At 48.0% G+C, this 17,790-nt stretch carries 21 protein-coding genes and 1 tRNA gene; 10 read left to right on the forward strand and 12 right to left on the reverse strand.

Annotated features, from left to right (window positions below):
* Positions 1 to 73 precede the first annotated feature (73 nt).
* From rpsQ to rplC, 10 genes are all read right to left on the reverse strand, one after another.
* Entirely contained in the window at positions 74 to 322 is a 249-nt protein-coding gene (rpsQ, locus tag H6F52_RS23000; RefSeq protein WP_190411890.1) for a 30S ribosomal protein S17, read from the reverse strand.
* Positions 323 to 328: 6 nt separating this feature from the next.
* On the reverse strand, positions 329 to 571 hold the full coding sequence (rpmC, locus tag H6F52_RS23005) for a 50S ribosomal protein L29 (RefSeq protein WP_190411891.1): 243 nt from the start codon (positions 569 to 571) through the stop codon (positions 329 to 331).
* A 3-nt stretch (positions 572 to 574) separates the two neighbouring features.
* Complete coding sequence (gene rplP / locus H6F52_RS23010) at positions 575 to 997, reverse strand: 50S ribosomal protein L16 (RefSeq protein WP_190411892.1); 423 nt, start codon at positions 995 to 997, stop codon at positions 575 to 577.
* Between the two features lie 104 nt (positions 998 to 1,101).
* Positions 1,102 to 1,830 (reverse strand): 30S ribosomal protein S3, encoded by a 729-nt coding sequence (gene rpsC / locus H6F52_RS23015; RefSeq protein ID WP_190411893.1) that lies wholly within the window; start codon positions 1,828 to 1,830, stop codon positions 1,102 to 1,104.
* An 86-nt stretch (positions 1,831 to 1,916) separates the two neighbouring features.
* Positions 1,917 to 2,279 (reverse strand): 50S ribosomal protein L22, encoded by a 363-nt coding sequence (gene rplV / locus H6F52_RS23020; RefSeq protein WP_190411894.1) that lies wholly within the window; start codon positions 2,277 to 2,279, stop codon positions 1,917 to 1,919.
* Positions 2,280 to 2,345: 66 nt separating this feature from the next.
* Positions 2,346 to 2,621, reverse strand: a complete 276-nt coding sequence (rpsS, locus tag H6F52_RS23025; protein ID WP_190411895.1) for a 30S ribosomal protein S19 — start codon at positions 2,619 to 2,621, stop codon at positions 2,346 to 2,348.
* Between the two features lie 91 nt (positions 2,622 to 2,712).
* Positions 2,713 to 3,576 (reverse strand): 50S ribosomal protein L2, encoded by an 864-nt coding sequence (gene rplB, locus H6F52_RS23030; protein WP_190411896.1) that lies wholly within the window; start codon positions 3,574 to 3,576, stop codon positions 2,713 to 2,715.
* Between the two features lie 116 nt (positions 3,577 to 3,692).
* Entirely contained in the window at positions 3,693 to 3,995 is a 303-nt protein-coding gene (locus tag H6F52_RS23035) for a 50S ribosomal protein L23 (RefSeq protein WP_190411897.1), read from the reverse strand.
* Positions 3,982 to 4,620: a 50S ribosomal protein L4 gene (rplD, locus tag H6F52_RS23040; protein ID WP_190411898.1), complete on the reverse strand. Its 639-nt coding sequence runs from the start codon at positions 4,618 to 4,620 to the stop codon at positions 3,982 to 3,984. Before rplD ends, H6F52_RS23035 begins: the two co-directional genes overlap by 14 nt.
* 100 nt (positions 4,621 to 4,720) lie before the next feature.
* A complete protein-coding gene (gene rplC / locus H6F52_RS23045) occupies positions 4,721 to 5,359 on the reverse strand; it encodes a 50S ribosomal protein L3 (protein ID WP_190536847.1) in 639 nt (212 codons plus the stop codon).
* A gap of 1,215 nt (positions 5,360 to 6,574) precedes the next feature.
* On the opposite strand from rplC, the gene H6F52_RS23050 reads away from it, so the two are divergent.
* The 10 genes from H6F52_RS23050 (at position 6,575) to H6F52_RS23095 (ending at position 15,997) form a co-directional block, all read left to right on the forward strand.
* Positions 6,575 to 7,030: an NAD(P)H-quinone oxidoreductase subunit N gene (locus H6F52_RS23050; protein WP_190411900.1), complete on the forward strand. Its 456-nt coding sequence runs from the start codon at positions 6,575 to 6,577 to the stop codon at positions 7,028 to 7,030.
* 181 nt (positions 7,031 to 7,211) lie between these two features.
* Positions 7,212 to 7,817, forward strand: coding sequence for a VWA domain-containing protein (locus H6F52_RS23055; protein WP_190536848.1), 606 nt, complete (start codon positions 7,212 to 7,214; stop codon positions 7,815 to 7,817).
* A gap of 76 nt (positions 7,818 to 7,893) precedes the next feature.
* Positions 7,894 to 8,388: a hypothetical protein gene (locus H6F52_RS23060; RefSeq protein WP_190536849.1), complete on the forward strand. Its 495-nt coding sequence runs from the start codon at positions 7,894 to 7,896 to the stop codon at positions 8,386 to 8,388.
* A gap of 162 nt (positions 8,389 to 8,550) precedes the next feature.
* On the forward strand, positions 8,551 to 9,156 hold the full coding sequence (locus tag H6F52_RS23065) for a VWA domain-containing protein (RefSeq protein ID WP_190411903.1): 606 nt from the start codon (positions 8,551 to 8,553) through the stop codon (positions 9,154 to 9,156).
* Between the two features lie 135 nt (positions 9,157 to 9,291).
* Positions 9,292 to 9,900: a VWA domain-containing protein gene (locus H6F52_RS23070; protein WP_190428644.1), complete on the forward strand. Its 609-nt coding sequence runs from the start codon at positions 9,292 to 9,294 to the stop codon at positions 9,898 to 9,900.
* A gap of 111 nt (positions 9,901 to 10,011) precedes the next feature.
* Positions 10,012 to 11,244 (forward strand): LdpA C-terminal domain-containing domain, encoded by a 1,233-nt coding sequence (locus H6F52_RS23075; RefSeq protein ID WP_190536850.1) that lies wholly within the window; start codon positions 10,012 to 10,014, stop codon positions 11,242 to 11,244.
* Between the two features lie 183 nt (positions 11,245 to 11,427).
* Positions 11,428 to 13,239: a R3H domain-containing nucleic acid-binding protein gene (locus tag H6F52_RS23080; protein ID WP_190536851.1), complete on the forward strand. Its 1,812-nt coding sequence runs from the start codon at positions 11,428 to 11,430 to the stop codon at positions 13,237 to 13,239.
* A gap of 379 nt (positions 13,240 to 13,618) precedes the next feature.
* A tRNA-Gln gene (locus H6F52_RS23085) sits at positions 13,619 to 13,690 on the forward strand.
* A 124-nt stretch (positions 13,691 to 13,814) separates the two neighbouring features.
* The gene (locus H6F52_RS23090; RefSeq protein WP_190536852.1) at positions 13,815 to 14,612 is read left to right on the forward strand and encodes an HAD family hydrolase; all 798 of its coding nucleotides are present in this window, start codon (positions 13,815 to 13,817) and stop codon (positions 14,610 to 14,612) included.
* A 128-nt stretch (positions 14,613 to 14,740) separates the two neighbouring features.
* The gene (locus H6F52_RS23095) at positions 14,741 to 15,997 is read left to right on the forward strand and encodes a DNA double-strand break repair nuclease NurA (protein ID WP_190536853.1); all 1,257 of its coding nucleotides are present in this window, start codon (positions 14,741 to 14,743) and stop codon (positions 15,995 to 15,997) included.
* A gap of 9 nt (positions 15,998 to 16,006) precedes the next feature.
* Here the strand turns inward: H6F52_RS23095 and xseB are convergent, their stop codons facing one another.
* Positions 16,007 to 16,276 carry an exodeoxyribonuclease VII small subunit gene (gene xseB, locus H6F52_RS23100; protein WP_190529457.1) on the reverse strand — a complete coding sequence of 90 codons (270 nt, stop codon included), beginning with the start codon at positions 16,274 to 16,276 and terminating at the stop codon, positions 16,007 to 16,009.
* Positions 16,277 to 16,303: 27 nt separating this feature from the next.
* Entirely contained in the window at positions 16,304 to 17,545 is a 1,242-nt protein-coding gene (xseA, locus tag H6F52_RS23105) for an exodeoxyribonuclease VII large subunit (protein WP_190536877.1), read from the reverse strand.
* Positions 17,546 to 17,790: the final 245 nt, after the last annotated feature.

The raw sequence follows: 17,790 nt of genomic DNA on the forward strand, positions 1-17,790 counted from the left end.
CTCATTAAATATCGGTGTCAAATCGAAATTTTCGATGAACCCGCCTTTACAAACTCAAAACTCATAACTTTACTTATTGAACCTCACGGTTGAGAATTTCAGCCACTGCCCATCGTTTGGTGCGGCTTAGAGGACGTGTTTCGGAAATCCGGACGCGATCGCCTACCTTGCACTGATTTTCTTCGTCGTGAGCTTTGTAACGCTTTGTACGCACTACAATTTTTCCGTACTTGGGGTGCGGTGAGCGGTTCTCGACAGCAACCACTACGGTCTTTTGCATCTTGTCGCTGACGACCAAGCCAACTCGTTCTTTAACTGCCATTGGGGTCTACTCCTCGGATGTTGCATCTGGTTGTGGCTTTTGAGCCTTTGCAGCCCGTTGCCGCTCCCCTTCTACAGTTAGGAGCTGACCTAAACGATGCTTCGTATGCTTGAACTGGTGTAACTTTTCCAAGCGTCGGGTTGCCTGTTGCAGCCGTAAATCAAACAGCTGACGCTTGACAGCTAAAATTTCTTCAGCCAGTTCTCGATCGCCTAAATTTCTGGCTTCTTCTATCTTGGGCAGAGCCATAACTCACACAGTCCCTTCTTCTTCACGAGTGATGAACTTCGTCTTAATTGGCAACTTGTGGGAAGCTAGACGCATCGCCTCCCTGGCGGTTTCTTCAGGAACCCCAGCAATCTCAAACAAGATCCGGCCTGGCTTCACGACAGCTACCCAAAATTCCGGCGAACCTTTACCAGAACCCATACGGGTTTCAGCAGGGCGCATTGTAACTGGTTTATCCGGGAAGATCCGAATCCAGATTTTTCCACCCCGACGGATGTAGCGGGTCATGGCTCGGCGGCTGGCTTCAATTTGACGGGAGGTAATCCAAGAAGGTTCTGTGGATTGGAGGCCAAAGTCACCGAAGTTTAGGCTACTGCCGCGAGTTGCCAAACCGTTCATCCGCCCGCGCTGCTGTTTGCGAAATTTTGTTCTTCTGGGACTTAACATGACTTGGTAAGGGGTAATTGATAATTGGTAATTAGTAATTGGTAACTGGTAATTGGGCGTTTTCTTTTTGATTACCCATTACCGATTACCGATTACCTATCAACCTATTCATTAGAGCGGTCTTCAAATTGCTGGCGACGACGCTGTTGACGACGTCTAGGCTGAGCGTTGTTAGGAGCCGGAATTTCTTCCTGACCAGGAATCACTTCACCTTTGAAGATCCAAACTTTAACGCCAAGAATGCCGTAAATAGTTTTGGCAGTGCGGTAAGCGTAGTCAATGTTGGCTCGAAGAGTATGCAGAGGAACTCTGCCTTCCCTTGTCCACTCGGTTCGGGCAATTTCCGCCCCGTTTAACCGTCCGCTGACTTGTACTTTAATTCCCTGGACTTCAGCTCGTTGGGCACGTTGAATCGCTTGACGCACGACGCGCCGGAAGGAAACTCGTCGCTCTAACTGTTGAGCAATATACTCAGCAATCAGTCCAGCGTCGGCATCTACCCGTGCTACTTCGATCACGTTGATCCGAATTTGACGATTGCCACCGCCTAAAGCTTCTTGAAGATCGCCGCGTAATACTTCAATGCCAGTACCACCGCGACCTACCACAACACCCGGTCGAGCTGTGTGGATTTCTAAGTCAATTTGATCGGCTTTGCGCTCAATCCGTACTTGGGAGATACCAGCGTTACTGAGTTTTTTCTCTACGACCTGCCGAATAGTGTGGTCTTCTTGCAGGAGTTCTGGGTAGCGCTTAGCATCCGCAAACCAACGGGAGCGATGTTCTTGGGTAATCCCCAGCCGAAAACCAATTGGATGAATTTTCTGTCCCACGAATGCGTCCTCTTAAATCAGCTAATTGCTAATTGCTAATTGTTCAAAAGCTTGTTTCTGACAACTAGCGCTTAGCCAAAGTAGTGTTATTCATCTGCCGCTGCTTGTGCAACAGCTACAGTGATATGACACGTTGGTTTACGAATTTGATATGCACGACCTTGAGCGCGGGGTCGGAAGCGCTTCAAGGTTGAGCCTTGGTCAGCATAAGCCTTAGAAACCACTAATCTCGCGGGATCTAAACCGGCGTTATGTTCGGCATTGGCGGCTGCTGAGCGCAGTACCTTGCGGACGGGATCGCAAGCCCGATAGGGCATAAATTCCAGAACGATCAGTGCTTCCCGATAGGAGCGTCCCCGAATTTGGTCGAGAACCCGGCGCACCTTGTGGGGAGACATCCGGATGTATCGCGCGATCGCTTTCACTTCTTCTGTAGTATCAACTGCCATAGATTTCTCCCTTTTAATAATTTTGAATTTGGAATTCTGAATAATCTCAAAACCCAAACTTCAAAATTACCTCTTTGCCTTGGAATCTTTCGAGTGTCCCCGGAAGGTGCGAGTTGGAGCGAATTCTCCCAACTTATGCCCTACCATTTGCTCGGTGACGTAAACTGGCACGTGAGTCCGCCCGTTATGAACCGCAATGGTGTGACCTACCATTTGCGGTAATACAGTTGAAGCACGAGACCAAGTTTTAATAACCTGCTTATCGCCCCTAGCATTCAAATTTTCAATCTTTTTCAACAAATGGTCCGCAACAAAAGGACCTTTTTTAAGAGAACGACCCATAGTTCAAATAACCCCAATTACTTTTGGATTTTTGGATCTTGGATTTTGGATTTTGGACGTATTGCTAATCTAAAATCCAAAATCTAAAATCCTAGGACTCCCGACCGCCCCGACCTCGCTTGGAAGATTTGCGACGACGCCGGACAATTAATTTATTGCTTGGCTTGTTCCGCTTACGGGTCTTAGCACCTAAAGTTGGCTTACCCCAAGGTGTGACTGGTCCACTTCTACCAATTGGTGCCCGTCCCTCACCACCACCATGTGGGTGATCGACTGGGTTCATGACACTGCCTCTTACCTTTGGACGGCGTCCCTTCCAGCGATTACGACCAGCTTTACCAGCACTCAAGTTGCGATGCTCAACATTGCCGACTTGTCCGATGGTAGCGTAGCACTCGCGGCGGATCATGCGGACTTCACCGGAGGGTAGCTTGATGGTGACATAGTCACCTTCTTTAGCGACTACTTGTGCAGTGGCACCAGCAGCGCGAACAATTTGCCCGCCCCGTCCAGCAGTCAGTTCTACGTTGTGAACGGCAGTTCCTAACGGAATTTTGCTTAATGGTAATGCGTTGCCAATTTCAATTGGGGCGTCTGGGCCAGCAGTGATAACTGTACCGACGGTTAAGCCGACTGGGTGAAGAATATACCGCTTTTCGCCATCCTGGTAATAAACCAGGGCAATCCGGGCATTGCGATTTGGATCGTACTCAATGGTTGCCACTTTTGCCGGGATATTACGCTTATCGCGGCGAAAATCGATTTCCCGATAGAGTTGTTTATGACCACCACCTCGACGGCGGCTAGTAATCACCCCACGATTGTTTCGACCTTTGGGGCGGTGCTTTGTGTAGGTTAGTGACTTTTCCGGCTCACTCCGCGTAACTTCGGCAAAGTCCGAAATGGTCACTTGACGAGTACTGGGAGTATAAGGCCGATAAGAACGGATGCCCATAACTTAAAAAAGAGGTTTGAAGGTTGAAGTTTGAAGACGCTTGTAGGGCGGCTTTCCGTTGAGGTGGTTGAAATTAGTTAAAATTTAAAATTTCAACTTTTCAACTTTCCAACTTATTAAACTTCTGGGAAGAGGGTGATGGTTTCTCCGCTTGCCAGAGTTACAATTGCTCGCTTGTACTGAGGCTTAAACCCTGCAAATTTGCCGACGCGGCGCTTTTTGCGCGGTAGGCGAAGGGTATTCACACTCACAACCTTTACTTTAAACAGGTCTTCAATTGCTGCTTTAATTTCTGGCTTAGTCGCTTTGGGAACAACTTCAAAGACATACTTGTTCTGCTCCATCAGCAGAGTTGCCTTTTCAGTTACGATCGGTCGATACACCAGATCCGCAAGTTCGCGGGGGTTATACTGACTCACTGTAAACCTCCTGAATTTTGGCAAGGGCGGATGGCGTTGTCACGATTTTGTCAGCTGCCAACAGGTCAAAGATATTCAATTGGGTGGCAGGGATGATCTTCATTTTGGCAACGTTCCGGGCTGACAAATAAACGTTTTCTTCCCGTTCAGCTAGGATCAGCAGGACTTTAGAATCTGGTTGGACGCCCCAACGTGCGATCGCTTCTACCAATTCTTTAGTCTTAGGCCGAGGCAACTTGTCAGCAAATTCCTCCACCACAATCATGTCTTCAGCTCGGCTAAAGAAGGCGGTTCTCAGTGCTAAACGCCGTTCCTTCCGGTTCATCTTTGTATCATAGTCTCTTGGCTTGGGACCAAAGATGACACCGCCGCCTCGCCACAGTGGTGAACGAATCGATCCAGCACGAGCGCGACCTGTCCCTTTTTGACGCCAAGGCTTACGACCTCCCCCCCTAACTTCCGCGCGGGTTTTGGTGCTGGCTGTGCCTTGACGAGCATTCGCCTGTTGCCTTACTAAGGCTCGGTGGACGATATGAGCCGCATTCTCTTCTTTAGCAACTTTTAATTCTAGAGTTGCCTGTCCGACCTCTTCCCCGTTCCAGTTTCGTACTACACAGTTAACCATATCCGTTGTCCTTTGTTCGTTGCTAATTGCTAATTGCTAATTGAAGATTGCTAAGTATCAAAAGCTCTTAGCGATTAGCCAGCCTGACCTTAGAAAATGACTACTTTCGACCTACTTTCTTGGCAGGAACAATATTAACCAGCGCCCCTGGCTTACCAGGAACCGCTCCTTTGATCAGTAGTAAATTGTGTTCTGCGTCTACCCGCACTACTGTCAATTTTCGAACGGTAACGCGCGTGCCACCTAGACGACCTGCCATCCGCTTACCAGGATAAACACGCCCTGGTGTGGTTCCAGGACCGATCGAACCAGGTAGACGGTGGTTTTTGGAACCGTGGGACATGGGTCCTCGCTTAAAGTTGTGGCGTTTTTGATAACCGGCGAAGCCTTTTCCGATGCTTGTGCCGATTACATCCACAATTTGACCCGCAGTAAAAATATCTGGTTTGAGTTCTTGCCCTAGCTCAAACTCTCCCACATTCTCAAAGCGATACTCTCGCAGTTTTTTCAAGGGAGGAGCGCTTGATTTTGCCAAGTGACCCAATTCAGGCTTGTTTAAACTCTTGGGTTTGACTTCTTTATAACCAAGCTGGACGGCAGTATAGCCATCTGTTGCTTTGGTTTTAATTTGCGTAACGGTGCATGGCCCTGCTTGAATGACCGTCACAGGAATTGCTTTTCCTGTTTCGTCAAATATTTGGGTCATGCCGAGTTTGGTGCCGAGGATACCAACAGACACGGCTTTCTGGTCTCTCCTTTTTACACAGTACAAAGAGGCGGGATTACGAGTATTTCGTAAATCCGCTTGCTCCAACAAACGTTGTTATCAAACCAGCCAGCTGGGGCGCATCCTCGGATTGAGAGAGGCAAGCTTTCAAGTCAGCCTAATTTAGGCTTTTTCTTTAGCTGGGATGAAGCTATTCGACGGTCGGGTAAGCGCTAGAAGCGCTTTGCCTATATTCGCGGGGACTTAGGTGGCAAGCCATCCAGTATCCGAGAAAGCGAAAGGGCTTTTTCCGGCTGAAAAGGGTTCTTCTCAAGAAACCTTCTAGATCGTCGCTAATCCTGAAATCGATGTCTCTGTTGCTTTACGCTCGCTGGGGGCACTAACCTCTTATGAGAAAGACTCAATAGTTTTTCACTCGGAAGGCGTGCTGTCCCTGGACTCGATTTCAACTTCAGCGGCAATAGCTGCTCGAATTTTGATCACAATCGTTAACTATAAACGATTTGTTACAACTTGTCTAGCAATTGTGCCAAAAAAATTTAGCGGTCTGCTGGATCGTCTGCCTCGCGTGTCGTGCAACTCCAGATCCAGAAGACAACTGTCCAGTTAACGGCTTACGGATAGATAAGGAAGAAGGCGATCGCATACCAACGACCCGCACTTAGGTCGGTTATAGCATTTCACAATGTGTTTGCACAGTCTTTGTAAACACAGTATTACAACTTCGGCGACATTTTCCCTACAGTTAAAAGCACTACAAGAGATTGCGGATAGAAGCAAGCTGGCTTTCAAGCATAGATTCAGCCGTTTAACGTTACCTGTTTGAGCTTTTTTTCCGACCTGTGGTATTAAAGCGCAATAAGGGATTACCAGTACATGATTTTTGGGATTAGGTCGATTGCGATTCCATCTTCACGAGAAGCCTATTCACTTATTTTCAGTAGATGTTGAGTCAAAATAAGTCAAATCTTTACAGCTCTACGTAGCGATCGCATCTCCACAAAAAGCGCGATCACCCAAACAGTTTAACCTCGATTGTCTGTAAGCCTATGTTCAAACGAGGCTCAAAACTCAACACTGTCTGGAAAAAGTGCAACCTTACTAAAATTTTCAAAGCTTTTGTTGCACATTGCTTTTTGCTTAAAGTTGATAGGTTCCTCAGCGCCCAACTATAATAAATTGCCAGCAGCAATTAACAAAACTTAAAGCTGGGTAGAACATAAAAATATGGCACTGATCACCATCGGCAATCAATTCGTCAAAGACTTGGAAAAGTCAGGTGCTTTAGGAACGTATGTACCCTTAGAAGGAGGGTTTGAAGGGCGTTACCAGCGGCGGTTGCGTGCAGCTGGCTATACCACTTTAAGCCTATCAGCACGGGGACTCGGCGACGTAGCAACGTATTTAACTGGCGTACACGGCGTTCGTCCCGCGCATTTGGGCAAGAAAGACATTCGTGTTTACTACGTGCCACCTATCGTGACCTATCAGTTGGAACAACTACCTCCCAAATCGAAGGGACTGGTGCTGTGGATAATTGAAGGACACGTATTGTCCCGTGAGGAAGTGGAATATTTAACCACCTTGCCAAGTATAGAGCCACGCCTAAAGATTGCTGTAGAAATGGGAGGCGATCGCGCTTTCCGCTGGACACCGCTTAAAAACGCGATCGCTGCTGCTTAAAACCAGCATCAGTCAATCCAATCCTATAGGGTCGCACAAATGCTTGGGTGCAGCTCTAAGTCATGTCGAGCTAAAACGAGCTGGAACGTCTGAATGGTTAAGCTTTATGACCTACAGACGTTTTAGCTCGGCTAGAGGATTTTGATACCTTTAAAGAAGTAAGCAAATAAGGCAAACTCTTATGGTAGAAAACCGCGACTATACATTAATTATTGACAAAAGCGGCAGTATGTCGATGACAGACCAGCCAGGCGGGAAAAGCCGCTGGATCATGATGCAGGAGTCTACTCTCGCTTTAGCCAGTAAATGTGAAGAATTTGATCCGGATGGCATCACTATCTATCTATTTTCCGGTCGATTCAAACGCTATGACAATGTAAACGCCAGTAAAGTTGCACAAATTTTCCGCGAAAACGAACCGTCTGGACGCACTGACTTAGCGGCAGTCCTTCTAGATGCGACGAATAACTACTTCCAGCGTAAAGCAGCAGGACAAACCAAGCCCAATGGAGATACCATTTTAGTCGTCACAGATGGGGAACCGGATGACCGGAAAGCGGTAATGAAGGTAATTATTGAAGCGTCGCGCCGTATGGATCGGGATGAAGAACTCGCGATTTCCTTTATCCAAGTTGGCACAGACGCGCAGGCAACAAAATTTCTGAAAGTGCTGGATAATGAACTGCAAAGTGCTGGGGCAAAGTTTGATATCTGCGACACAGTCACGATGGATGACATGGAGGACATGACCCTAACGGAAGTGTTGATCAATGCCATTATTGACTAAGTTCAAAGTCTAATTTGGGATTTGGGATTTTGATCGTGAAGAGAAATCTAAAATCTCTCTAGAGGCGTCCAAAATTATGGAATCAATCGATGACATACTCGCGGCAGTCAAGGCTGAGTATGAGACAAAAGATAAACCAAAAGAACTGCAAAAACCGCCACAACTGAAAGAAGAACCAGTCAAACCGCAACCAGCGAACTTCTTACAAAATCATTCTGCGAACCTCCCGCTTGCAAACACAATTCCGGAATTGCTTCGGCAAAAATGGCAAAACGAGCCGATTAGCTCATCTGAAGACATTGTTCTGGCTCAAATTAGGGCTGAGTTTGAAGAACAAGAACGTACAGAACAGCTAAAAAAACAGCAACAACTCAGAGAAGAACAACTCAAACAGGAGCAACTAAGGCAGAAACAACGGGAAGTATTCAAAAACCAAGCGCGAGAATGGCTGAAAAATTTAAAGCCACTTTCAGAAGAAGGTCTTTGGTTTGAAGAGTTTGCCGATGCATATCCCTCTAAACTTGAGGCAGCGATTGATTATTTGCAAGCCTTGCGGGAGACTAAGCCGTAGAAGCCAGCAGCGATCGCCAGAATGATAATTAATCCCCTCTCTGCTGTAGAAATTTTTATATTTCTTTTATCTAATCCAACTAGATAGTCACAGCAGGTGGGCTAGGCTAGATTGGGAAATCTTGACAAACACTGGAGGTTATCTTTGGTGGAAGGAGGATCTGTGGCAGAAGACCGTGACTATACATTAATCATCGATAAAAGCGGGAGTATGTCTACCCCAGAGCCACCGAGCGGTAGAAGCCGTTGGGAAACCGCAGAGGAATCTACTCTGGCGTTGGCGAGAAAATGTGAAAAGTTCGATCCCGATGGGATTACGCTTTACCTATTTTCCGGTCGGTTTAAGCGATTTGATAATGTGACTTCTAGCAAGGTAGCGCAGATATTCCAAGAAAACGATCCCTCTGGCACTACGAATCTTGCCGATGTCTTGAAAAACGCCACCGACAACTACTTTGAGCGGAAGGCGGCTGGTCAGACTAAGCCAAATGGCGAGACAATTCTAGTGATTACAGATGGTGAACCCGATGACCGCAAAGCCGTGATGCGGGTGATTATTGAAGCCTCTCGCCGAATGGATAGAGATGAAGAATTAGCCATCTCCTTCATTCAAGTGGGTTCGGATCAAACGGCGAGTCGGTTTCTGAAAGCCTTGGATGATGATTTGCAAGGTGCCGGGGCAAAGTTTGATATTTGCGACACTGTAACGCTGGATGACATGGAGGGCATGACTTTACAGGAAGTGTTGCTCAACGCCATTAACGACTAGGTGCTGTCTGTTTATTTTGGATTTTGGATTCCATATCTGAAATCCAAAATTTTGCTTGCCAGTATTTAATCGCAATTTTGTTGCGGAATCAGCAGCAAGTCATTCAATCTAAAAAAATAATGGGGAGATTAGCTAATGAGCGCAGAAGATCGGGATTATACGTTAATTATTGACAAAAGCGGCAGTATGTCTACGCCAGACCAGCCGGGAGGCAGAAGCCGCTGGGATGCGGCACAAGAGTCTACCTTGGCGTTGGCGCGAAAATGCGAACAGTTTGACCCGGATGGGATCACAGTTTACTTATTTTCCAGCCGATTTAAACGCTATGAGAATGTGAATTCCAGTAAAGTCGCACAAATTTTTCAAGAAAACGACCCAGCTGGCACAACTAATTTAGCAGGTGTATTACAAGATGCGATCGCTGCCTACTTTCAGCGGAAAGCAGCCGGTCAGACTAAGGTGGGTGGCGAAACCATTTTGGTGGTCACAGATGGTGAACCCGATGACCGAAAAGGCGTGATGCGGGCGATTATTGAGGCGTCCCGACAGATGGAACGCGATGAAGAACTGGCGATTTCGATGATTCAAGTAGGGTCAGACGCTACAGCAGCTCGGTTTTTAAAGGCGTTGGATGATGACTTACAAGGTGCAGGGGCAAAGTTTGATATCTGCGACACGATAACGCTGGATGACATGGCAGATATGACCTTGGCGGAAGTGCTGCTCAATGCGATCGCTGACTAAAGGCAAACCCCTGATGCTTACGGTTTCCATGAAAAGGGGAGTGGTGAAAACTCCCCTAATTTTTGCTACTTGGATCTCCCCATTTATCCGGGAACGCACTAGCATATAAGGGTGACTGATACCTACTATCCCTTACGTTCCTTAAGAGAGGGTCACTGGTTTAAGCTCATTTGCGGAGCTAGTTTCCAACACCTCCCTGCCGTCCGAAATCTTACGTTGGCATATACCCTCGCTGGGGCTGACTGTATCGATGTTGCCGCTGACCCAGCAGTTATTGCTGCGGCGAAAGAAGGTATAAAGGCTGCGGCTACCCTTGCCGATGCCGCCCGCGATCGCGGCTATTGCGTAGAAGGTTTGCCGTGGCTGATGGTCAGCCTAAATGATGGGGAAGATCCTCATTTCCGAAAAGCTGAATTTAACTCAACTGAGTGTCCAGCAGATTGCTGGCGACCTTGTGAAAGTATTTGTCCGGCTGATGCGATCGCTTTTGACTTTGGCCAGAACGGTTTTTCAGGGGTGATCGATCAACGTTGTTATGGCTGCGGACGGTGTATTCCCGTATGCCCAAATAATTTAATTTATACTCGTTCTTATGTATCCGCACCGGAAGCGATCGCACCTTTGGTATTTCAAAGCGGCGTAGATGCCTTAGAAATTCACACGCAAGTTGGCAGAGTAGAAGACTTTAAACGACTCTGGAGTGCGATCGCGCCTTGGGTAAACCAGCTCAAGCTTTTAGCCATTAGTTGTCCAGATGGTGAAGCGATGCTTGATTACCTCCGAGCGCTATACGAATTGATGGCACCCCTACCTTGTCCTCTCATCTGGCAAACAGATGGGCGTCCTATGAGTGGCGATATTGGCGATGGCACAACGATAGCTGCTGTAAAGTTAGGTCAAAAAGTTCTAACTGCGGGATTGCCCGGATATGTGCAGTTAGCAGGAGGCACTAATCGCCACACTGTTGGCAAACTTAGGACAATGGGACTGCTCAACAACCACCAAAAGCCAGAAGTCCAAGAGTCAAAAGTCGGAAGGGCATCTCTATCAAGCATCCCTGTAGGGAACCAGGGATCAACGAAAAACCCGCCCAAACCAACTCAAACTTTTCCCGCTCAATCCCCCAATATCGCCGGGATTGCTTATGGCAGCTACGCTCGTGTTTTGTTATCACCCATTTTGGATGAATTAGAAAAAATGAATATAAACGAAGTAGGTGGGAATGCCTCCGCCTCAAGTCAAACACCTTTACCTGGACGCTTGGAAGAAAAGCCGGATTTACTCTGGCAAGCTGTTGATCTTGCTCACTCGCTAGTTTCTCAACTCAAAACCTTTTCCCAATAGCCAGTAGAAGCGCGATTTCAGATATGTCATCGATTAAAAGGTTGGAGGTTAAAAGATTGACGATTTGCAAAAAGCGACTTTTCAACGCGATCGCCAACCTGCAACGCTTCCCAGGTAAAGAACAAACATCAACATCAGTTATTTAAATCACCAATTGTGGATAAAAACGTCACTGTACAAAGAATGCAGATTACAGACGATCTCCAGAAATTACTGGACGTGTTACCGAATGAAATTCGGCAACCTTTAGAGCAGCATCCGGGACGGGATAAGTTAGTTGAGGTTGTCCTAGACTTGGGGCGTCTTCCAGAGGCTCGGTTTGCTAAACAGGCAGAGTATCTCTCCGAAACGTCAGTGTCGAAAGAACAACTGAATTATTGTGTAGACCGGGTAGGAAATTTTGGTGGGGATAACCGAGCAGGACTAGAGCGAACTCTGCACCGGATTAGCGCTATCCGCAACCGAAGCGGCGAGATCATTGGTCTTACCTTGAGGGTAGGTCGAGCCGTGTTTGGCACCATCGGCATGATTCGCGACCTAGTAGAAACAGGTCAATCGATTCTGATGCTGGGGCGTCCCGGTGTTGGCAAAACAACAGCACTGCGGGAAATCGCCAGAGTTTTAGCCGACGATTTACAGAAACGAGTTGTCATTATCGACACCTCCAACGAAATCGCTGGGGATGGTGACGTTCCTCATCCAGCAATTGGTAGAGCTAGACGGATGCAAGTCGCCCGTCCCGAACTCCAGCATCAAGTCATGATTGAGGCAGTAGAAAACCATATGCCAGAAGTCATCGTCATTGATGAGATTGGCACAGAACTAGAAGCCTTGGCAGCTCGAACGATTGCTGAACGAGGTGTTCAACTGGTGGGTACAGCTCACGGAAATCGGATTGAAAATCTGATTAAAAATCCAACGTTATCTGACTTAGTGGGTGGCATTCAGGCCGTAACTCTGGGAGATGACGAAGCTAGACGCCGGGGTAGCCAAAAGACGGTATTGGAACGCAAAGCCCCGCCAACCTTTGAAATTGCTGTTGAAATGCTAGAACGGCAGCGCTGGGTGGTACATGAAAGTGTTTCCGATACCGTTGACACCCTGCTGCGGGGGCGTCAGCCGGGTTATCAAGTTAGGACAACCAGCGAGACTGGGGAAGTTACGATTACCCATGAGACCCCCCAAGCACCGTCACTCATGCGACCAGCGATGAGCGGAGGTAGCCGTATATCCTCCACCCACGACGCCCCAGCGCGACCAATGGGCTGGCGGGCTTCTGGGCAAATGACTCCATTACCAATGCAGTCAGAATCAACGCGAGGCATGAGGGCAGAACCGCAAAACCTATTAGCTAGAGGAGAAGAATCTGCCTCTACTTCATTGCCTGTCTCTTCTAACCTTGCACCTTCTTTTGAGCAGATGCTGGATCAATCTTGGCATCAACCTCAGGCGATCGGAAATGAAACCTTTGTGGGGCCAAATGGCGAAGAGTTGCCATTGCACGTTTATCCTTATGGGGTGAGCAGCCAACAATTAGAGCAAGTCATTCGGGTGCTGAATTTGCCCATCTTGCTGACGAAGGATATGGATAGCGCGGATGCAGTTTTGGCGATTCGGTCGCACGTAAAAAACCATTCCAAGCTACGACATATTGCCAAAGCCCGTCAGGTTCCCATCCATGCAATCAAGGCAAGTACCATTCCCCAGATTACCCGTGCCCTAAGGCGTCTGCTGGATATGGATGACTCTCAGGTTCTAGATGTCCCCGAACTCAGCTTATTTACTAGTAGCGGTAGTGAAGACGAGATTGAGGCTCTCGAAGAAGCCCGCCTTGCCGTGGAGCAAATCGTGATTCCCAAAGGACAGCCGGTGGAACTCCTGCCGCGTTCTTCTAAAGTTCGTAAAATGCAACACGAACTCGTCGAACACTATCGTCTCAACTCTGACAGTTTTGGGGAAGAACCGAACCGACGGCTGCGAATTTATCCCGCCTAATCGAAAAAGCTGTGGATCTATATGGGGCGTTGCACAGTAGAAAGATGATAATCTCGCGCAAAGACGAGGTAGCGCGGAGTTTAAAAGAAAATCATCGCATGATTGTGCAACACCCTATATGGGTTTCGAGGAGGTAAAGATGTCAAAAAAGCTAACAACACTTTCCCGGTAGGCTTTCCATAGGAGGAGAAGCTGGCTATGAGAGCTACACTGTTTAGCCGGTAAGCGTTCAAGAAGCCTTTTCTATGAGTCAAGTTCCAAAAATCCATACTGAGTCTTCACCATTTACCCACTGATGAAGAAGGATTTAAGAGAAATTTTCTAAAAGTGGTTGACAATTCCCTAGTAGGAACTGCTACTATAACGAAGGTTGACGCGATGGGGTGTCGCCAAGTGGTAAGGCAGCTGGTTTTGGTCCAGCCATTCCGAGGTTCGAATCCTTGCACCCCAGTTAAATTTTGAAACCTAAATTTTGAGAACTCTAGTAGAGACGCGAGGAATCGCGTCTCTACTAGTTATTGGGCTTGTTGGGCAAATTGTGCAAAGATAAACCGAATGATTGCGGCTTTAGAACCATGCGTGCAAGTTATCCAAATATTCTCGCCCTTGACTTTGACGGTGTTATCTGTGACGGGCTAATCGAGTATTTTCAGACAGCTTGGCGCACCTACTGTCAAATTTGGGCACCGCCTAATCTCACACCTCCAGATGGTTTGGCTGAAAGTTTCTACCAGCGACGACCGATTATAGAAATCGGTTGGGAAATGCCGGTGGCAATCCGGGCGCTAATATTGGGCATTCCCGACGAAAAGATGTTGCAAGATTGGTCAAGGGTGGCTCAGCAAATCTTGCTAGAAGATAATCTAAATGCGGCTGATATCGGCACGAAGCTCGATCGTATCCGGGATGAGTGGATTGATAGGGATTTAGAGGGTTGGCTAGCCTTGCATCGTTTCTATCCAGGTGTTGTTGAAAAAATGCATCGGATGGAATCGGAGAAGGCATCGCTTCCAGATACACCCATCCAAACGTACATCGTCACTACCAAAGAGGGACGCTTTGTCCGCCAGTTGTTGCAGCAACAGGGTATCCAACTACCCGATCAATGCATTATTGGGAAAGAAAATCGGCGTCCTAAGTACGAAATTTTGCGCGAACTCAGCAGCGATTCGTCGGTTCACCTTTGGTTTGTGGAAGATCGCTTGAAAACTCTGCAAACTGTGCAACAGCAACCAGACCTCAATGATATCAAGCTGTTTCTTGCCGATTGGGGTTACAATACTGCTGCTCAACGAGAGTCGGTCGCGTATCAGGAACGAATTCAGCTTTTATCTCTGTCTCAGTTTGCTCAAGATTTCTCGGCTTGGGCTTAGATGAGAAAAGGGAACCCAAGGTTAGAGGGATGAAGAAGTATCAAGTGTAAATTATAAATTCATCCCGATCGCCTTGATGTTTCATGCTTTAAGCTGAGAGCTGATAGGCGAAAAGCGGATAGCTGACTATGCTTGACCTAACCAAACTCGCGCGGCAAATGCAGGGGATTAGTCAACACCTGACGGTAGAGGCTGCTGCCAGTCGCCAACGCTTGGAACGCGCCCAGCACTTACTGACGCTGGCTCAAAAGTCTCAGGCAGATTTAGTACATCTGCAAGAAAAGTGGCGCGATCGCTTGGGGTTTGCAGCAGCCGCACCCATTGAATCCCTAAGCACTGCCATTGACCTTCCTACCCCTCCGGCTGTTCATACAATTATCGCCACAGACGGTTCTCAGATTGCCCCAAGTCACCATGAAATCGCCTACTGCTATCTGATTAACGTGGGCCGGGTAGTGCTGCATTATGGACAAAGCTTGTACCCGCTCTTAGATAGCCTCCCAGAAGTTTTTTATCGCTCGGAAGACCTTTATATTTCCCGCCAGTGGGGAATTCGCCCTGAGGAATGGATGGGCTATCGACGCACGGCTTCGGAGGCGTCTGTGTTGGCGGAATTGGCTGCTAGCTGGATTAACCAACCTTCACAAGTCACGTCAAGACAGGGAAACGGAAACAGAAAATCGGAAATTCCATCTTCAATTCCCGATCCCAAATCCCCAATCCCTGCCCTAGCAATGGTAGATGGATCGCTAATTTATTGGTTTCTGGAGCAGTTACCAGGGGAAGCCCGCGACCATATTTTGCCTCCGATTCTGGAAGCTTGGGATGTTCTACGCGACACGGGGATTCCAATTATGGGCTACCTGAGCGCTTCTCGCAGCAGCGAAGCGCTGAACTTCCTGCGTTTGCCAGCCTGTCCGCATCCAGTTCCCGACTGTATGACTCATTGTCCTGGTCAGTTTGACCGGGCACCCTGCCAGGTTTTCGATCCCTTGCGGGATACTGCCCTCTGGGCGTCTCAATTGCAGCCCGGTCAACGCAGTCCTCTATGGCGCAGTTCTGCACGAATTCTGGAGTTGTACGGTGCCCATCAAATCTACTTCTGCTACGTCCATGTCGGGACTGAAATTGCTCGTGTGGAAGTTCCCGCTTGGGTGGCGGAGAATCCAGAGAAGCTGGATGTTTCGCTCAGCTTGATGTTGGCTCAGGTGCAGAAGGGTTATGGCTATCCGGTGGCGCTTGCAGAGGCACACAATCAGGCAGTTGTGCGAGGGGGCGATCGCGCTCGTTTCTTTGCCTTACTCGAACAACAAATGATTAAGGCTGGTTTGAGAAATGTCGGGACTTCCTATAAAGAAGCCAGGAAGCGCGGTAGTATTGCCTGATGCCATCTCTTAGAAGGATGTTGGCTCGTCTGCCAGGGTCTCAATTAATAAATTCATCTGCTGTTGCCGCTCTTGTAGAAAGATTTCACATTGGCGCAAGTATTCTACCGCAGCGGTAAATTCTTCAAAAACATCGGCGAGTTCTAGTTTTCCGGCTTCAATTTGCCGAATGATCCCTTCAACTTTGGCAACCGTCGCTTCGTAGTTCCAATCTTTCGGAAATTGGGTATTGATGCGGCGATCGCTTGAGCCGTCGGTGGTGCTGGTGGGTTTGCTCATAAAAAATCCCCGTATCGCGTGAAATAGCTACTCCTTGCTATTTATAATTTCACTAATTTTGACTTTAATTTGTCCTGTGCCTAGCTGAACTTGTAGTTCCTGTCCGAATGCCAGTCCTTCTGTGGAACGCGCGATCGCACCATCTTGTTGTCGGACGACGGCATAACCTCGTTGCAGAACGCTTTTGGGGTCAAGCGTGGCTAGCTTTTGTCGGAGCATCTGACAGTGTTGGTTTGCCTGTGCTAAATGTCGCGCCGTTCCTTGTAACAGTTGTTGACGTTTCCAAGCGATCGCTTGTTTTTCTTGGTGAATTTGTCGGTCTAACGGAATCCGCCGCAAGCGGCTTCGCACTCTTTGTAATTGTTCTTGAGCGTTTTCCATGTGTTGATTCACAGCTTCAGTCAAGGCGAGGACACGTTCCTGGTGTTCTGCGTAAAGACTTGCCAGTTCTGGAACTACTTGTTCGGCGGCGGCTGTGGGGGTGTGAGCATAAGCATCGGCAACTAAGTCAGCCAAAGATTCATCCCGCTGATGACCAATCCCAGTAATCACGGGAATCGAACAATTTGCGATCGCTCGCACTACCCGTTCATCATTGAAGCAAGCAAGCTCCTCAACCGCACCACCCCCGCGCGACAAAATTAGGACTTCAGCGCGACCATCCCGTTCCACTCGCTCAATCGCCGAAACAATCAATGCCGGGGCTTGTTCTCCTTGGACTAATGCCGGTGAAAACAGAACTTGCAAACCCGGATAACGTTGCTTGAGCGTGCGTTGAATATCTCCCCAGGCAGCAGCTTGCGGCGACGTGACAACAGCGATGGTTTGGGGATGAGTGGGGAGCGATCGCTTGCGTTCTGGATCGAACAATCCTTCGGCCTCCAACCGATTTCGCAGCTGGCGATAGCGCAATGCCTGTAACCCCTCTCCCGCTGGTAGCGCCTGCCAGACAATTAGCTGGTACTGTCCTCGCTGGGGATAAACTCGGATACTGCCCAAAACAATCAACTGCTCTCCTTGCACCGGCAGCTGCATCAGCTTATTTAGCTGACTGTTCCATATCACACAACTCATTGCCGCCTTAGCATCCGGATCTTGCAGGGTGAAGAATAATCCACTGCGATACTGAGAGGCGCTGGAGACTTCACCTGTCACCCAGACTTGCTGTAGTTGTTCATCCTGCTCTAACAGCAGTTGCAAATAAGACGTTAACCCAGCCACCGATACAGCTGTATCTGGAACCAGCTGATTGGAAAGATAATAGTTCATCGCCGAAAGATAAGGAAAATATAGGAATTGAGGCATCAGGAAACGCGGAGGATGCTCAAATAAGCCTAGATCAAGCCATTTACAGTTTCTGTCTCTAGATTAGCGAGACTCGGCTGCATTCGTTAACTTTTGACAAAACTGACGTGACCAAAGTGGCGATCGCAAATCCCACTTGTTGCTTAAAACAGGCTAGACGTTTATTTATTGACCGATTTTCTCTCTCAGTGTTGGGTAAAAGTAGAACA

Source organism: Coleofasciculus sp. FACHB-542 (genome assembly GCF_014695825.1).
GTDB lineage: Bacteria > Cyanobacteriota > Cyanobacteriia > Cyanobacteriales > FACHB-T130 > FACHB-T130.

Excerpts from the sequence above, each read along its gene's own strand:
- H6F52_RS23055 (WP_190536848.1), top strand. The coding sequence starts at position 7,212 with ATGGTAGAAAACCGCGACTATACATTAATTATTGACAAAAGCGGCAGT.
- H6F52_RS23095 (WP_190536853.1), top strand. The coding sequence starts at position 14,741 with ATGCTTGACCTAACCAAACTCGCGCGGCAAATGCAGGGGATTAGTCAA.
- H6F52_RS23050 (WP_190411900.1), top strand. The coding sequence starts at position 6,575 with ATGGCACTGATCACCATCGGCAATCAATTCGTCAAAGACTTGGAAAAG.
- rplB (WP_190411896.1), bottom strand. The coding sequence starts at position 3,576 with ATGGGCATCCGTTCTTATCGGCCTTATACTCCCAGTACTCGTCAAGTG.
- H6F52_RS23080 (WP_190536851.1), top strand. The coding sequence starts at position 11,428 with ATGCAGATTACAGACGATCTCCAGAAATTACTGGACGTGTTACCGAAT.
- rpmC (WP_190411891.1), bottom strand. The coding sequence starts at position 571 with ATGGCTCTGCCCAAGATAGAAGAAGCCAGAAATTTAGGCGATCGAGAA.
- H6F52_RS23060 (WP_190536849.1), top strand. The coding sequence starts at position 7,894 with ATGGAATCAATCGATGACATACTCGCGGCAGTCAAGGCTGAGTATGAG.
- H6F52_RS23090 (WP_190536852.1), top strand. The coding sequence starts at position 13,815 with ATGCGTGCAAGTTATCCAAATATTCTCGCCCTTGACTTTGACGGTGTT.
- xseA (WP_190536877.1), bottom strand. The coding sequence starts at position 17,545 with ATGAACTATTATCTTTCCAATCAGCTGGTTCCAGATACAGCTGTATCG.
- rpsS (WP_190411895.1), bottom strand. The coding sequence starts at position 2,621 with ATGGGTCGTTCTCTTAAAAAAGGTCCTTTTGTTGCGGACCATTTGTTG.
- rplP (WP_190411892.1), bottom strand. The coding sequence starts at position 997 with ATGTTAAGTCCCAGAAGAACAAAATTTCGCAAACAGCAGCGCGGGCGG.
- xseB (WP_190529457.1), bottom strand. The coding sequence starts at position 16,276 with ATGAGCAAACCCACCAGCACCACCGACGGCTCAAGCGATCGCCGCATC.
- H6F52_RS23070 (WP_190428644.1), top strand. The coding sequence starts at position 9,292 with ATGAGCGCAGAAGATCGGGATTATACGTTAATTATTGACAAAAGCGGC.
- rplV (WP_190411894.1), bottom strand. The coding sequence starts at position 2,279 with ATGGCAGTTGATACTACAGAAGAAGTGAAAGCGATCGCGCGATACATC.
- rplD (WP_190411898.1), bottom strand. The coding sequence starts at position 4,620 with ATGGTTAACTGTGTAGTACGAAACTGGAACGGGGAAGAGGTCGGACAG.
- rpsQ (WP_190411890.1), bottom strand. The coding sequence starts at position 322 with ATGGCAGTTAAAGAACGAGTTGGCTTGGTCGTCAGCGACAAGATGCAA.